Source organism: Pseudogulbenkiania sp. FW507-F1 (assembly GCF_058781125.1).
Window position 1 is genome coordinate 89,656 of the sequence record NZ_JBYSWM010000009.1, and the last position, 15,971, is coordinate 105,626.

Below are 15,971 nucleotides of genomic sequence, written 5' to 3' on the forward strand. Positions count from 1 at the left end.
TGTGTCGATCGAGACCGGGACCCAGTCCTTGCCGGTTGGCGATGTCGTCCCTTGATCGTCCACGCAGCGGTTAACTGATTAAAATTAAGGCGCCGAGCACCGGATCACGGTAAACTCTGCGCCTTGATTTTTTTACCGCTTTACCATGAGTCAAGCCAGAAACCAAGTTCGGATCATCGGTGGCGACTACCGTCGCCGGCAATTGTCGTTCCCCGACGCCGAAGGCCTTCGGCCAACCCCCGACCGCGTGCGCGAAACCCTGTTCAACTGGCTTGGACAGGAACTGGACGGGCTCAACTGCCTCGATCTGTTCGCCGGCAGCGGCGCGTTGGGTTTCGAAGCCGCCTCGCGCCGGGCGCGGCGCGTGGTCATGGTGGAAAAATCGCGCAAGGTCGCCGACAGCCTCAAGGCCAATCGCCAGCTGCTCACGGCGCAGTCGGTCGAGGTCGTGGTGATGGATGCGCTGCATTACCTCAAAAGCTGTCGCGAGCGCTTCGACCTGGTGTTTCTCGATCCACCCTACCGTTCCGAGCTGCTCGAGCAAATCCTGCCGCTGCTGCCCGCCGTGCTCGCTGACGATGCGCGAGTCTACGTCGAGGCGGCCAGTTGGCCCGGACTCGACGGCTGGCAACGGATAAAAGAAGGCCGCGCCGGCCTGGTCCATTACGGGCTGCTCGGGCGGGACCGGCCAGAAGCAAGCCTGTAGCCCGCCGCGCCGGAGCTCGCTATATCCATATAACAGTGAGGACTTGCGGGCCGGCAAGCCGGGTGACAGAATTCAAACATGAAATACTTGAGGAAAATACTATGTCTTTGATGATTACTGACGAGTGCATCAACTGCGACGTCTGTGAGCCGGAGTGCCCGAACAACGCCATCTCGCAGGGCGAGGAAATCTACGAGATCGACCCCAACCTGTGTACCCAGTGCGTTGGCCATTACGACGAACCGCAGTGCCAGCAGGTCTGTCCGGTCGACTGCATTCCGCTGGATCCGAACCGCCAGGAAACGCAGGACGAACTGTATCAGAAGTATCTACGTATCAGCGGCAAGGCCTGATGCGACGCTAAGTGCCTGATGCGAAAAGAGAAGGGTTCGGTGGCAAATCATGCTGCCGGACCCTTCGGTTTTTTATTCGCAAGAAAATGCAGTTTTTTCAAAAAAGGTGTTGACGGCCTTCGGGGCTGTCTATAATATTCGGGTCTCTTTCAGGAGGGATTCCCGAGCGGTCAAAGGGATCAGACTGTAAATCTGACGGCTCTGCCTTCGAAGGTTCGAATCCTTCTCCCTCCACCAGAATACTTTTAAACGTCTTGGCGGCGTGTAGTAAAGTCGTCCGTGATCGTGATGGGCGGGTGTAGCTCAATGGTAGAGCAGAAGCCTTCCAAGCTTACGACGAGGGTTCGATTCCCTTCACCCGCTCCAGACGTTATATGTCAGTTTTAGGGCCCATGTAGCTCAGGGGTAGAGCACTCCCTTGGTAAGGGAGAGGTCGGCAGTTCAATTCTGCCCATGGGCACCACCCGCTTAATTTGTTTCGGATTCAGGAAATTTTGCCATGGCTAAGGAAAAGTTTGCGCGGACTAAACCGCACGTAAACGTCGGCACCATCGGTCACGTTGACCATGGTAAAACTACGCTGACCGCCGCTATCACCACCATTCTGTCGAAGAAGTTCGGTGGCGAAGCCAAAGACTACTCCCAGATCGATAGCGCGCCGGAAGAAAAGGCTCGTGGTATTACCATCAATACCGCGCACGTAGAATACGAAACCGAAAACCGCCACTACGCCCACGTAGACTGCCCGGGCCACGCCGACTATGTGAAGAACATGATCACCGGCGCTGCCCAGATGGATGGCGCGATCCTGGTGTGCTCGGCCGCTGACGGTCCGATGCCGCAAACCCGCGAACACATCCTGCTGTCCCGTCAGGTAGGTGTACCGTACATCATCGTCTACCTGAACAAGGCTGACCTGGTGGACGACGCCGAGCTGCTGGAACTGGTGGAAATGGAAGTGCGCGACCTGCTGTCGTCCTACGACTTCCCGGGCGACGACACCCCGATCATCATCGGCTCCGCTCGTCTGGCGCTGGAAGGCGACCAGTCGGAATACGGCGAACCGTCGATCTTCCGTCTGGCCGACGCGCTGGACAGCTACATCCCGACCCCGGAACGTGCTGTTGACAAGCCGTTCCTGCTGCCGATCGAAGACGTGTTCTCGATCTCCGGCCGTGGCACCGTGGTGACCGGTCGTGTTGAGCGCGGCATCGTCAAGGTCGGTGAAGAACTGGAAATCGTGGGCCTGAAGGCCACCGCGAAGACCACCTGCACCGGCGTGGAAATGTTCCGCAAGCTGCTGGACCAGGGTCAGGCTGGTGACAACGTCGGCGTGCTGCTGCGCGGCACCAAGCGTGAAGACGTCGAGCGTGGTCAGGTTCTGGCCAAGCCGGGCTCGATCACCCCGCACACCAAGTTCTCTGCTTCGGTCTACGTACTGAGCAAAGAAGAAGGTGGCCGTCACACCCCGTTCTTCGCCAACTACCGTCCGCAGTTCTACTTCCGCACCACCGACGTGACCGGCGCTGTTAGCCTGGCCGAAGGCGTGGAAATGGTAATGCCGGGTGACAACGTGGAAATCACCGTGGAACTGATCGCTCCGATCGCCATGGAAGAAGGTCTGCGCTTCGCCATCCGCGAAGGTGGCCGTACCGTCGGCGCCGGCGTCGTTGCCAAGATCATCGCTTGATCTGAAAAGGTTTTAGGCCAGTAGCTCAATTGGTAGAGTATCGGTCTCCAAAACCGAGGGTTGGGGGTTCGAGACCCTCCTGGCCTGCCAATTAAGACCAGCCGGCGCTTGCGCGCCGGTTGGTCTTTTGTCGCATTCACGCAGAGAAAATCCCGCACATGGAAATGCAAGACAAAATCAAGCTGGCACTGGCAGGGCTGATCGTCGCTGTCGGTATTGTTGGCTTTTACATGATTCCGGAAACCCAGGGTGTGCTGCGGGTGCTGGCCTTTGTGGTCAGTCTGGCTGCGGCGGCTGCCGTGGTGTGGACTTCGGCGACCGGCAAGGCCTTCGTCGGCTACGCCCAGGAGTCGGTGGCGGAAGGTCGCAAGGTGGTATGGCCGACACGCAAGGAGGCCCTGCAGATGACGGGCCTGGTGTTCGTGTTCGTATTGATCCTGGCGTTATTCATGTGGCTGGTCGACTCGGGGTTGTCCTGGCTGTTCTATGACGTGCTTCTCGGTCGAGGTTAATAATGGCTAAGCGTTGGTATGTGGTGCATGCCTATTCGGGTTTTGAAAAGAGCGTGCAGAAGGCGCTGCGAGAGCGTATCGAGCGCTCCGAGGTAGCTGACCTGTTCGGTCAGGTGCTGGTGCCGGTAGAGGAAGTGGTTGACGTCAAGAATGGCCGCAAGTCCATCTCGGAGCGCAAATTCTTCCCTGGCTACGTGCTGGTCGAAATGGAAATGACCGATGAAACCTGGCATCTGGTGAAGAGCACGCCGAAAGTCACCGGCTTCGTTGGTGGTACCGCCAACCGCCCGGCTCCGATTTCCAAGAAGGAAGTCGAGTCGATCATGCAGCAAATGCAGGAGGGCGTGGAAAAGCCGAAGCCGAAGGTGTTGTTCGAGGTCGGCGAGAGGGTGCGAGTCATCGATGGGCCGTTCAACGACTTCAATGGTTCGGTCGATGAGGTGAACTACGAGCGCAACAAGATTCGCGTTTCGGTGCAGATCTTCGGGCGTGAAACACCGGTTGAGCTGGATTTCAACCAGGTAGAAAAGCTGTAATTCTGCTTGGCAGTTTGTTGGAGGGCATGTATAATCATGCCCTTTCGTCTGGGAAGCGGGCGCCTCGCCTGCGTTACTACCCGTATTAGGAGCTAAATCGTGGCAAAGAAGATTGTCGGCTATATCAAGCTGCAAGTGCCCGCTGGTAAAGCCAACCCGTCGCCGCCGATCGGTCCGGCGCTGGGTCAGCGTGGTCTGAACATCATGGAATTCTGCAAGGCGTTCAACGCCCAGACTCAAGGCGTCGAGCCGGGTCTGCCGATTCCGGTTGTGATCACTGCCTACGCGGATAAGTCCTTCACCTTCGTGATGAAGACTCCGCCGGCAACCATCCTGCTGAAGAAGGCCGCTGGTATCCAGAAGGGTAGCCCGAAGCCGCATACCGACAAGGTGGGTACCGTTACTCGCGCCCAGCTGGAAGAGATCGCCAAGACCAAGTCCCCGGACCTGACCGCTGCCGATCTGGATGCTGCCGTGCGCACCATCGCCGGTTCCGCTCGTTCCATGGGTCTGAAAGTGGAGGGTGTGTAATGGCTAAGGTTTCCAAGCGCCTGAAGGCTCTGAATGCCAAGATCGACGCCAACAAGCTGTACGCTGTTGACGAAGCTCTGTCGCTGGTAAAAGAAGCGGCTACCGCCAAGTTCGACGAGTCGATCGACATCGCCGTGAACCTGGGTGTGGATCCGCGTAAATCCGACCAGGTCGTGCGCGGCTCCGTGGTGCTGCCGCGCGGTACCGGTAAGTCGGTGCGTGTTGCCGTGTTTGCTCAAGGCGCCAACGCCGAAGCCGCCAAGGCTGCCGGTGCTGAAATCGTCGGTTTCGACGATCTGGCCGAGCAAATCAAGGCTGGTCAGCTGGACTTCGACGTTGTTATCGCTTCTCCGGATGCGATGCGCGTGGTCGGTCAACTGGGTCAGATCCTCGGTCCGCGCGGCCTGATGCCGAACCCGAAGGTGGGTACCGTGACCCCGAACGTTGCCGAAGCCGTGAAGAACGCCAAGGCCGGTCAGGTTCAGTACCGTACCGACAAGGCAGGTATCATTCACGCTACCATCGGCCGTGCTTCCTTCGAAGCCGAAGCCCTGCGTGAAAACCTGTCCGCTCTGGTCGACGCCCTGGTGAAAGCCAAGCCGGCTGCTTCCAAGGGCCTGTACCTGCGGAAAATCGCCGTATCCAGCACCATGGGTGTTGGTGTGCGCGTAGATACCAGCACCGTCAACGCTTAATGCGATGGTGCGGCAAACCTCTGGGTTTGCCATGACTTTGGGCCGGCGGGCGTTTCGCCCGCCGGATTGTCAAAGACCGTAGGAGCCGCAAGGCTTAATCGTCGCAAGACATCCTGCGCAGACGGTGTGCCCGAGTAGAAGGCTGTCAAAACGTCTTACGGGCCCATGTAGCTCAGGGGTAGAGCACTCCCTTGGTAAGGGAGAGGTCGGCGGTTCAATTCCGCCCATGGGCACCATCAGATAGTTCTGCTGTGTCTCCTGAACAGGTCGCCGCTGCAAAGCGGAGCGGTTCGCCGCTTCATTTCAGACTAGGAGCTAGACCTTGAGTCTCAATCTTGAAGATAAAAAGGCGGTAGTGGCCGAAGTGTCTGCCCAACTGGTAGATGCCCAGACCCTCGTTATCGCCGAATATCGTGGCATCGAGGTTGGTAGCATGACCCAACTCCGTGCGAAAGCACGTGAGAACGGTGTGTATCTGCGCGTTCTGAAGAACACGCTGGTGCGTCGCGCCGTGGCCGACACCGCCTTCGCGGGCCTGGCTGACCAGATGGTCGGTCCGCTCGTGTACGGTATTTCGGCTGACCCGGTTGCTGCTGCCAAGGTGCTGCAACAGTTCGCCAAGCAAGATGACAAAATCGTCATCAAGGCAGGTTCTTACGATGGCAAGGTGCTGGACGCCGCTCAGGTAGCTGAGCTGGCCTCGATCCCGAGTCGCGAAGAACTGCTCAGCAAGCTTCTCTACGTTCTGCAAGCTCCGATGGCCGGCTTCGCCCGCGGCCTGGCAGCCCTTGCCGAGAAGAAGCAAGCCGAGGCGGCTTAATCAATCTGACTTATTCCGAATTCAGGAGAATTTCACATGGCAATTACCAAAGAAGACATCCTCGAGGCCGTTGGCGCCCTGACCGTTATGGAACTGAACGACCTGGTTAAGGCGTTCGAAGAGAAGTTCGGCGTTTCCGCTGCTGCCGTTGCCGTTGCCGGCCCGGCTGCTGGCGGCGCTGCCGCTGCTGAAGAGAAGACCGAATTCGACGTGATCCTGTCCGCTGCTGGCGACAACAAGGTCAACGTGATCAAGGTTGTACGTGCTATCACCGGTCTGGGCCTGAAAGAAGCCAAGGATCTGGTAGACGGCGCTCCGAAGGCTGTGAAGGAAGGCGTATCCAAGGCTGAAGCCGAAGAAGTGCTGAAGCAGCTGACCGAAGCCGGTGCTAAGGCTGAAGTGAAGTAATCTTCCTGACCGGAAGATGAGTGAGGCTGGCGGAGAAATCCGCCAGCCTTATTGCGCTTGTGATTGGCCGACACGAAGAAAGTAAAAGCCAGCAATCAATGCGTGCGTGGCTGCTGACTTTTGATTTCTTGCGCCACCCCATCTCGATGGAGACTCTATGAGTTATTCGTTTACTGAGAAGAAGCGTATTCGTAAGAGCTTTGCGAAACGCGACAGTGTTCTCGATGTCCCATTCCTGTTGGCGACCCAGATCGATTCGTACACCGAATTCCTCCAGCTGGGCGTGCCTATCGACCAGCGCAAGGAGGCTGGGCTGCAGGCGGCATTCAATTCGATTTTCCCGATCGTGAGCCACAACGGCTATGCCCGTCTGGATTTCGCACACTATATTCTTGGTGAGCCCCCGTTCGATGTTCAGGAGTGCCAGCTGCGCGGCATCACCTACGCGTCGCCGTTGCGCGCGCGTATTCGCCTGACTATCCTGGACAAGGAGTCCTCCAAACCGGTGGTGAAGGAGGTGCGCGAGAATGAAGTTTACATGGGCGAAATTCCGCTCATGACCACTAACGGGTCCTTCATCATCAACGGTACCGAGCGGGTTATCGTCTCCCAGCTGCACCGTTCCCCGGGCGTGTTCTTCGAGCACGACCGCGGCAAGACGCATTCCTCGGGTAAGCTGCTGTTCTCGGCACGCGTGATTCCTTACCGTGGCTCCTGGCTCGATTTCGAATTCGATCCGAAGGATCACCTGTACTTCCGTATCGACCGTCGCCGCAAGATGCCGGTGACCATCCTGCTGAAGGCGCTGGGCTACAACGAAGAGCAGATTCTCTCCGAGTTCTACAATACCGATACCTTCTATCTCGGCAACGACGGCGTCCACATGAAAGTGGTGGCGGACCGCCTCAAGGGTGAAGTAGCCAAATTCGATATCGTGGCGCCGGACGGCAAGCTGATCGTCGCCAAGGACAAGCGCATCACCGCCAAGCATATCCGCGACATCGTCGCGGCCAACCTCGACCGTATCGAAGTACCGTCCGATGCGCTGTTGGGCAAGATGCTGGCACGCGCCGTGGTGAATACCGACAGTGGCGAAGTGATTGCCCGTGCCAACGAGGAAATCAGCGAAGAGATACTGGCCAAGCTGGCACTCGCCGAGATTCCGCAGGTTGACGTTCTGTTCACCAACGACCTGGACCAGGGCTCCTACATTGCGCAGACGTTGCGCGTGGACGACATCCAGGATCGGCTGCAGGCGCGCGTAGCGATCTACCGCATGATGCGCCCGGGCGAACCGCCGACCGAAGACGCTGTCGAGCAGCTGTTCCAGCGCCTGTTCTTTAGCCCGGACACCTACGATCTGTCGCGCGTGGGCCGGATGAAGTTCAACACCCGCACTTATCAGTACAAGTTCGACGACAAGACCCCGGAGTGGTTCAAGACGTTGATCGGTGAGAAGTTCGCCGAGCGTCGCGACGTGGCCGACGCCACGCTGACCACCGAAGACATCGTGTCGGTGATCGCCATCCTGTGCGAACTGAAGAACGGCCGTGGCGAGGTGGACGATATCGATCACCTGGGTAACCGTCGCGTGCGTTCGGTGGGTGAACTGGCCGAGAACCAGTTCCGCGCCGGTCTGGTGCGTGTCGAGCGTGCGGTCAAGGAGCGCCTGAACCAGGCCGAGTCCGACAACCTGATGCCGCACGACCTGATCAACGCCAAGCCGGTGTCGGCCGCGATCAAGGAGTTCTTCGGCTCGTCGCAGCTGTCGCAGTTCATGGACCAGACCAACCCGCTGTCGGAAATCACCCACAAGCGCCGCGTTTCGGCCCTGGGCCCGGGCGGTCTGACCCGCGAACGCGCTGGCTTCGAAGTGCGCGACGTACACCCGACCCACTACGGCCGTGTGTGCCCGATCGAAACGCCGGAAGGTCCGAACATCGGTCTGATCAACTCGCTGTCGGTCTATGCCCGTACCAACGAGTTCGGCTTCCTGGAAACCCCGTACCGCAAGGTGATCGACGGCAAGGTGACGATGGAAATCGATTACCTGTCGGCGATCGAGGAAGGCCGTTACGTCATCGCCCAGGCCAACGCCGAGCTGGACAGCGACGGTACGCTGATCGACGAACTGGTGACTTGCCGCGAGAAGGGGGAAACCATTCTGGCGACGCCGGACCGCGTGCAGTACATGGACGTGGCCACCGGTCAGGTGGTGTCGGTCGCGGCCTCGCTGATTCCGTTCCTCGAACACGATGACGCCAACCGTGCCCTGATGGGCGCCAACATGCAGCGTCAGGCCGTGCCGTGCCTGCGCCCGGAGAAGCCGTTCGTCGGCACCGGCATCGAGCGCTCGGTGGCGGTCGACTCGGGCACCACCGTGGTGGCGCGCCGTGGTGGCGTGGTCGACTACGTCGATGCCAACCGTATCGTGGTCCGCGTCAACGACGAAGAGGCCCTGGCCGGTGAAGTCGGTGTGGATATCTACAACCTCACCAAGTTCACGCGCTCCAACCAGAACACCAACATCAACCAGCGCCCGGTGGTGAAGATGGGCGACAAGATCGCTCGCGGCGATGTGGTGGCCGATGGTGCTTCGACCGACCTCGGCGAACTGGCGTTGGGTCAGAACATGACCATCGCCTTCATGCCGTGGAACGGCTACAACTTCGAGGATTCGATCCTGATCTCGGAGAAGGTGGTGGCCGAAGACCGCTACACCTCGATCCACATCGAAGAGCTGTCGGTCGTCGCGCGAGACACCAAGCTGGGGCCGGAAGAAATCACCCGCGACATCCCGAACCTGTCCGAGCGCATGGCCGGCCGTCTGGATGATTCCGGCATCGTCTACATCGGCGCCGAAGTGGAAGCCGGCGACGTGCTGGTGGGCAAGGTAACGCCGAAGGGCGAAACCCAGCTGACGCCGGAAGAGAAGCTGCTGCGCGCGATTTTCGGCGAGAAGGCGTCCGACGTGAAGGATACCTCGCTGCGCGTGCCGACCGGCATGACCGGCACCGTGATCGACGTACAGGTATTCACCCGCGAAGGTATTGAGCGCGACAAGCGTGCGCAGTCGATCATCGACGCCGAACTGAAGCGCTACCGCCTCGACCTGAACGACCAGCTGCGTATTTTCGACAACGACGCCTTCAGCCGTATCGAACGCCTGATCATGGGCAAGGTCGCCAACGGTGGTCCGAAGCGTCTGGCCAAGGGCACCGCGATCGATCGCGAATATCTGGACGGCCTGCCGTCCAAGCACGACTGGTTCGACATCCGCATGGCCGACGAAGACATCGCCAAGCAGCTCGAGCTGATCAAGGAAAGCCTGGCGCAGAAGCGTGAAGAATTCGACCTCAAGTTCGAAGACAAGAAGCGCAAGCTGACCCAGGGTGACGAGCTGCCGCCGGGCGTGCAGAAGATGGTCAAGGTTTACCTGGCCGTGAAGCGCCGCCTGCAGGCCGGTGACAAGATGGCCGGTCGTCACGGTAACAAGGGTGTGGTATCGCGCATCCTGCCGGTGGAAGACATGCCGTACATGGGCGATGGCCGTCCGGTCGACATCGTGCTGAACCCGCTGGGCGTACCGTCGCGTATGAACATCGGTCAGATCCTGGAAGTGCACCTGGGCTGGGCCGGCAAGGGTATCGGCGAGCAGGTCAACCGCATGCTGCAGTCGCAGCGTGCCGTGGCCGACATTCGTGGTTACCTGGAGCGCGTCTATAACCAGACCGGCAAGCCGGAAGAGATCGCCGCCATGAGCGACGAGGAAATCCTCGACTTGGCGAGCAACCTGGCCAAGGGCATGCCGTTCGCCACGCCGGTGTTCGACGGTGCCAAGGAAGCCGAGATCAAGATGATGCTGGATCTGGCCTATCCGGACGAGGACCCGCAGACCGATCTGCTGGACTTCAACGAATCGAAGACGCAGATGACGCTGTTCGACGGCCGCTCCGGCGAAGCCTTCGACCGCAAGGTCACGGTCGGCGTGATGCACTACCTGAAGCTGCATCACCTGGTCGACGACAAGATGCATGCCCGTTCCACCGGTCCGTACTCGCTGGTGACCCAGCAGCCGCTGGGTGGTAAGGCGCAGTTCGGTGGCCAGCGCTTCGGTGAGATGGAAGTGTGGGCGCTGGAAGCCTACGGCGCCGCCTACACCCTGCAGGAAATGCTGACCGTGAAGTCCGACGACGTGACCGGTCGTACCAAGGTGTACGAGAACATCGTCAAGGGCGAGCACAAGATCGACGCCGGCATGCCGGAGTCCTTCAACGTGCTGGTGAAGGAAATCCGCTCCCTCGGCCTCGACATCGACCTGGAACGTTATTAATTAGGATTGCCGCGCTTCGGCCAACCTTGGCCGAAGCGCGGTCTCCTGACTGGAGACGCAATGAAAGCTCTGCTCGACCTCTTTAAGCAAGTTACGCAAGAAGAAGAGTTTGATGCGATTAAGATCGGCATCGCTTCACCGGACAAGATCCGTTCCTGGTCCTACGGTGAGGTCAAGAAGCCTGAAACCATCAACTATCGTACCTTCAAGCCGGAACGCGACGGGCTGTTCTGCGCCCGCATCTTCGGGCCGGTGAAGGACTACGAATGCCTGTGCGGCAAGTACAAGCGTCTCAAGCATCGCGGCGTGATCTGCGAGAAGTGCGGCGTTGAAGTCACCCTGTCCAAGGTGCGCCGCGAGCGCATGGGCCACATCGAACTGGCCAGCCCGACCGCACACATCTGGTTCCTGAAGAGCCTGCCGTCCCGCCTGGGCATGGTGCTCGACATGACCCTGCGCGACATCGAACGCGTTCTGTACTTCGAAGGCTTCGTGGTCACCGACCCGGGCATGACCCCGATGCAGCGCGGCCAGTTGCTGACGGAGGAAGACTTCCTCGACAAGGAAGACCAGTACGGCGACGACTTCAAGGCCATGATGGGCGCCGAGGCCGTGCGCGAACTGCTGCGCAGCCTGGACCTGAACAACGAGATCGAGACCCTGCGCCGCGAGCTCGAGGCCACCAGTTCCGACACCAAGATCAAGAAGATCGCCAAGCGCCTGAAAGTGCTGGAGGCCTTCTTGCGTTCCGGCATGAAGCCGGAATGGATGATTCTGGAAGTGCTGCCGGTGCTGCCGCCGGAACTGCGTCCGCTGGTACCGCTGGACGGTGGCCGTTTCGCCACTTCCGACCTGAACGATCTGTATCGCCGTGTCATCAACCGTAACAACCGTCTGAAGCGTCTGCTGGAACTGCGCGCGCCGGACATCATCGTGCGTAACGAGAAGCGCATGCTGCAGGAATCGGTTGACTCGCTGCTCGACAACGGTCGTCGCGGCAAGGCCATGACCGGTGCTAACAAGCGTCCGCTGAAGTCGCTGGCCGACATGATCAAGGGTAAGGGCGGTCGCTTCCGTCAGAACCTGCTGGGTAAGCGCGTCGACTATTCCGGTCGTTCCGTGATTACCGTGGGTCCGACCCTGCGTCTCCACCAGTGCGGTCTGCCGAAGAAGATGGCACTGGAACTGTTCAAGCCGTTCATCTTCCACAAGCTGGAAGTACTGGGCTTGGCCTCCACCATCAAGGCCGCCAAGAAGCTGGTTGAGCAGGAAGTGCCGGAAGTCTGGGACATCCTCGAAGACGTCATCCGCGAACATCCGGTATTGCTGAACCGTGCGCCGACGCTGCACCGTCTGGGTATCCAGGCGTTCGAGCCGGTGCTGATCGAAGGCAAGGCGATCCAGCTGCACCCGCTGGTCTGCGCGGCGTTCAACGCCGACTTCGACGGTGACCAGATGGCCGTTCACGTGCCGCTGTCGCTGGAAGCACAGATGGAAGCCCGCACCCTGATGCTGGCCACCAACAACGTGCTGTCGCCGGCCAACGGCGAGCCGATCATCGTGCCGTCGCAGGATATCGTGCTGGGTCTGTACTACATGACCCGCGACAAGGTGAACGGCAAGGGCGAAGGCATGGTGTTTGCCGACACCAAGGAAGTGCACCGCGCCTACGAAACCCGCCAGGTTGAGCTGGCTACCCGCATCACCGTGCGTCTGCGCGAGTGGGAAAAGGACGAGCAGGGCGAGTTCCAGCCGGTGATCAAGCGCTACGACACCACCGTCGGCCGCGCGCTGCTGTCGGACATCCTGCCAAAGGGCCTGCCGTTCGAACACATCAACAAGGCGCTGAAGAAGAAAGAAATCTCGAAGCTGATCAACGCTTCGTTCCGTCGTTGCGGCATCCGCGACACGGTAATCTTCGCCGACCAGCTGATGTACACCGGTTTCGCTTTCTCCACCCGCGGCGGCATCTCGATCTGCGTCGACGACATGCAGATCCCGGCCAAGAAGGTCGAGCTGCTGGGCGAAGCCCAGAAGGAAGTGAAAGAAATTGAAGAGCAGTATCGTCAAGGTCTGGTGACCAACGGCGAACGCTACAACAAGGTCGTGGACATCTGGGGTCGTACCGGCGACAAGATCGCCAAGGCGATGATGGACGACCTCTCCACCCAGAAAGTGCTGGACAAGGAAGGCAAGGAAGTCGACCAGGAGTCCTTCAACTCTATTTACATGATGGCCGACTCCGGTGCCCGGGGTTCCGCGGCACAGATCAAGCAGCTGGCCGGTATGCGGGGCCTGATGGCGAAACCGGACGGTTCGATTATCGAAACGCCGATTACTGCCAACTTCCGCGAAGGTCTGACGGTACTGCAGTACTTCATCTCGACCCACGGTGCCCGTAAGGGTCTGGCGGATACCGCGTTGAAGACCGCCAACTCCGGTTACCTGACTCGTCGTCTGGTCGACGTGACGCAGGATCTGGTGGTGATTGAGGACGATTGCGGCACCACCAACGGCTTTGTGATGAAGGCGGTATTGCAGGGCGGTGACGTGATCGAAGCGCTGCGCGACCGTATTCTCGGCCGCGTTACCGCCAGCGACGTAGTCGATCCGTCCACCAGCGAGACCGTGATCGAAGCCGGCACGCTGCTCGACGAGTATCTGGTCGAAATGATCGATAGCCTGGGCATCGACGAAGTCAAGGTGCGTACCGCCATCACCTGCGACACCCGCTACGGTCTGTGCGCCAAGTGCTACGGTCGCGATCTGGCGCGCGGCAAGCGCGTCAACGCCGGCGAGGCAGTCGGTGTGATCGCCGCCCAGTCGATCGGTGAACCGGGTACCCAGCTGACCATGCGTACCTTCCACATCGGTGGTGCGGCATCGCGTTCGGCCGCGGCCAGCCAGGTGGAAGGTAAGTCCAACGGTACCGTGCGCTTCTCCAGCCAGATGCGCTACGTGGCCAACAATAAGGGCGAGCTGATCGTCATCACCCGCTCCGGCGAAGTGGTGATCCACGACGATATCGGCCGCGAGCGCGAGCGTCACAAGGTGCCGTACGGTGCCACGCTGCTGGTCAACGACGGCATGGTGATCAAGGCCGGCGCCGTACTGGCCACGTGGGACCCGCACACCCGTCCGATCATCACCGAGTATGCCGGCCGCGTGAAGTTCGAGAACGTGGAAGAGGGCAACACCGTCGCCAAGCAGACCGATGAAGTAACTGGCCTGTCGACGCTGGTGGTGATCGATCCGAAGCGCCGCGCTGGTTCGCAGTCCAAGATGCTGCGTCCGCTGGTGAAGCTGCTCGACGAGTTCGGCAACGAAGTGAAGCTCGCCGGTTCCGATTCGTCGGTCTCGATCACCTTCCAGGTGGGTGCCATCATTACCGTGCGCGACGGTCAGGAAGTGGGCAAGGGCGAGGTACTGGCGCGTATCCCGCAGGAATCGACCAAGACTCGCGACATTACCGGTGGTCTGCCGCGTGTGGCCGAGCTGTTCGAAGCGCGTTCGCCGAAGGACGCCGGCATGCTGGCCGAAGTCACCGGTACCGTGTCGTTCGGTAAGGACACCAAGGGCAAGCAGCGCCTGATCATTACGGATCTGGACGGCAACGGCTTCGAGAGCCTGATCCCGAAAGACAAGCACGTCCTGGTGCACGATGGTCAGGTGGTGAACCGCGGCGAACTGATCGTCGACGGTGCCGTCGATCCGCACGACATCCTGCGCCTGCAGGGTATCGAGGCCCTGGCGCGCTACATCGTCCAGGAAGTGCAGGAAGTGTATCGTCTGCAGGGTGTGAAGATTAACGACAAGCACATCGAGGTGATCATTCGCCAGATGCTGCGTCGCGTCGTCATCACCGATTCGGGCGATACCGACTTCATCCAGGGCGAGCAGGTCGAGCGTGCTGAAGTACTGGCGAAGAACGACGAGATGTTGGCCGAAGGCAAGGAACCGGCGCATTACGACAACGTGCTGTTGGGTATCACCAAGGCCTCGCTGTCGACCGACTCCTTCATCTCGGCAGCGTCGTTCCAGGAAACCACGCGCGTGCTGACCGAAGCGGCGATCATGGGCAAGAAGGACGACCTGCGTGGCCTGAAGGAAAACGTGATCGTCGGTCGTCTGATTCCGGCCGGTACCGGTCTGGCCTACCACCGCAACCGTCGCCGTCATGCGCCGGGCGGCGAGGGCGGGGCCGACCAGCAGCTGCTGGAACCGCAAATGGAGACGCTCGAAGGCAACGAGTAATCGCCTGCTGTTGCTGAAGTGTTGAAAAAACGCTGTCCTTTCAACGGTTAACGTTGGAAGGCAGCGTCTTTTCATTGACGCTGCAAGACTGCTTAAAATATAATCCTCCGTCCTTCTGGGCGGCATGTTGCCGTCCATGACTCAACAAGGAACTGATAGTAATGCCAACCATCAACCAACTCGTGCGCAAAGGCCGCCTCGCTGAACAAGCGAAGAGCAAGGTGCCGGCGCTGGAGGCCTGCCCGCAGAAGCGCGGTGTGTGCACCCGTGTTTACACCACGACCCCGAAAAAGCCGAACTCCGCACTGCGTAAAGTGTGCAAGGTTCGTCTGACCAACGGTTTCGAAGTGATTTCCTACATCGGTGGTGAAGGCCACAACCTGCAGGAACACTCCGTGGTGCTGATCCGTGGCGGTCGTGTAAAAGACTTGCCAGGTGTGCGTTATCACACCGTTCGCGGTTCGCTGGATACCGCTGGCGTGAAAGACCGTAAGCAGTCCCGTTCCAAGTACGGTGCCAAGCGTCCTAAGTAAGTCGCTAGCCTCGGAACGTGAACGGCGGTGACATACCGTCGAGTAAGTGGTTGCTCCACTGGGCGCCATGAGCATCAAGCTCAACTGAATTGATTTAAGGAATTACCATGCCAAGACGCAGAGAAGTCCCCAAGCGCGAAATCCTGCCGGATCCGAAGTTCGGTAGCCAGGATCTCTCCAAATTCATGAACGTCGTGATGATCGACGGCAAGAAATCCGTTGCAGAGCGCATTATCTACGGCGCGCTGGACCAGATTGAAAAGAAAACCGGCAAGAATGCCATTGAAGTGTTCAATACCGCACTGTCCAATGCCAAGCCGGTTGTCGAAGTGAAGAGCCGCCGCGTAGGTGGTGCAAACTATCAGGTTCCAGTTGAGGTGCGTCCGGCACGCCGTATGGCGCTCGCTATGCGCTGGTTGCGCGATGCAGCCCGCAAGCGCGGTGAAAAATCCATGGACCTGCGTCTGGCCGGTGAACTGATCGACGCGGCCGAAGGCCGTGGCGGCGCCATGAAGAAGCGTGAAGAAGTTCACCGCATGGCCGAAGCCAACAAGGCGTTCTCGCACTTCCGTTTCTAAGTTAAACCCACCGAGAAGGTTT

The 15,971-nt window shown here is 59.5% G+C and carries 13 protein-coding genes and 5 tRNA genes; all 18 read left to right on the forward strand.

What is annotated here, in order from left to right:
* The first annotated feature begins 145 nt into the window (after positions 1 to 145).
* Entirely contained in the window at positions 146 to 706 is a 561-nt protein-coding gene (rsmD, locus tag AC3WG5_RS07970) for a 16S rRNA (guanine(966)-N(2))-methyltransferase RsmD (RefSeq protein WP_492568354.1), read from the forward strand.
* Positions 707 to 807: 101 nt separating this feature from the next.
* A complete protein-coding gene (locus tag AC3WG5_RS07975) occupies positions 808 to 1,059 on the forward strand; it encodes a YfhL family 4Fe-4S dicluster ferredoxin (RefSeq protein ID WP_008955878.1) in 252 nt (83 codons plus the stop codon).
* A 152-nt stretch (positions 1,060 to 1,211) separates the two neighbouring features.
* Positions 1,212 to 1,296: transfer RNA gene (locus AC3WG5_RS07980), tRNA-Tyr, on the forward strand.
* Between the two features lie 55 nt (positions 1,297 to 1,351).
* A tRNA-Gly gene (locus AC3WG5_RS07985) sits at positions 1,352 to 1,425 on the forward strand.
* 22 nt (positions 1,426 to 1,447) lie between these two features.
* Positions 1,448 to 1,522, forward strand: a tRNA-Thr gene (locus AC3WG5_RS07990).
* 36 nt (positions 1,523 to 1,558) lie between these two features.
* Positions 1,559 to 2,749, forward strand: coding sequence for an elongation factor Tu (gene tuf, locus AC3WG5_RS07995; protein ID WP_008955879.1), 1,191 nt, complete (start codon positions 1,559 to 1,561; stop codon positions 2,747 to 2,749).
* A gap of 14 nt (positions 2,750 to 2,763) precedes the next feature.
* A tRNA-Trp gene (locus AC3WG5_RS08000) sits at positions 2,764 to 2,839 on the forward strand.
* A 68-nt stretch (positions 2,840 to 2,907) separates the two neighbouring features.
* Positions 2,908 to 3,261: a preprotein translocase subunit SecE gene (gene secE, locus AC3WG5_RS08005; RefSeq protein ID WP_008955880.1), complete on the forward strand. Its 354-nt coding sequence runs from the start codon at positions 2,908 to 2,910 to the stop codon at positions 3,259 to 3,261.
* 2 nt (positions 3,262 to 3,263) lie between these two features.
* The gene (gene nusG / locus AC3WG5_RS08010; protein WP_008955881.1) at positions 3,264 to 3,797 is read left to right on the forward strand and encodes a transcription termination/antitermination protein NusG; all 534 of its coding nucleotides are present in this window, start codon (positions 3,264 to 3,266) and stop codon (positions 3,795 to 3,797) included.
* A 99-nt stretch (positions 3,798 to 3,896) separates the two neighbouring features.
* Positions 3,897 to 4,328, forward strand: a complete 432-nt coding sequence (gene rplK, locus AC3WG5_RS08015; RefSeq protein ID WP_008955882.1) for a 50S ribosomal protein L11 — start codon at positions 3,897 to 3,899, stop codon at positions 4,326 to 4,328.
* Positions 4,328 to 5,023 (forward strand): 50S ribosomal protein L1, encoded by a 696-nt coding sequence (gene rplA / locus AC3WG5_RS08020; RefSeq protein WP_008955883.1) that lies wholly within the window; start codon positions 4,328 to 4,330, stop codon positions 5,021 to 5,023. The genes rplK and rplA overlap by 1 nt, the downstream gene beginning before the upstream one ends.
* A 161-nt stretch (positions 5,024 to 5,184) precedes the next feature.
* Positions 5,185 to 5,259: transfer RNA gene (locus AC3WG5_RS08025), tRNA-Thr, on the forward strand.
* A gap of 86 nt (positions 5,260 to 5,345) precedes the next feature.
* Positions 5,346 to 5,843 carry a 50S ribosomal protein L10 gene (rplJ, locus tag AC3WG5_RS08030; RefSeq protein ID WP_008955884.1) on the forward strand — a complete coding sequence of 166 codons (498 nt, stop codon included), beginning with the start codon at positions 5,346 to 5,348 and terminating at the stop codon, positions 5,841 to 5,843.
* A 36-nt stretch (positions 5,844 to 5,879) separates the two neighbouring features.
* Positions 5,880 to 6,251 (forward strand): 50S ribosomal protein L7/L12, encoded by a 372-nt coding sequence (gene rplL, locus AC3WG5_RS08035; RefSeq protein WP_008955885.1) that lies wholly within the window; start codon positions 5,880 to 5,882, stop codon positions 6,249 to 6,251.
* Positions 6,252 to 6,408: 157 nt separating this feature from the next.
* Entirely contained in the window at positions 6,409 to 10,584 is a 4,176-nt protein-coding gene (gene rpoB / locus AC3WG5_RS08040) for a DNA-directed RNA polymerase subunit beta (RefSeq protein WP_492568356.1), read from the forward strand.
* A 60-nt stretch (positions 10,585 to 10,644) separates the two neighbouring features.
* Complete coding sequence (gene rpoC / locus AC3WG5_RS08045; RefSeq protein WP_482583364.1) at positions 10,645 to 14,838, forward strand: DNA-directed RNA polymerase subunit beta'; 4,194 nt, start codon at positions 10,645 to 10,647, stop codon at positions 14,836 to 14,838.
* A gap of 161 nt (positions 14,839 to 14,999) precedes the next feature.
* On the forward strand, positions 15,000 to 15,371 hold the full coding sequence (gene rpsL / locus AC3WG5_RS08050) for a 30S ribosomal protein S12 (RefSeq protein WP_008955888.1): 372 nt from the start codon (positions 15,000 to 15,002) through the stop codon (positions 15,369 to 15,371).
* Positions 15,372 to 15,478: 107 nt separating this feature from the next.
* The gene (rpsG, locus tag AC3WG5_RS08055; protein ID WP_008955889.1) at positions 15,479 to 15,949 is read left to right on the forward strand and encodes a 30S ribosomal protein S7; all 471 of its coding nucleotides are present in this window, start codon (positions 15,479 to 15,481) and stop codon (positions 15,947 to 15,949) included.
* Positions 15,950 to 15,971 lie beyond the last annotated feature (22 nt).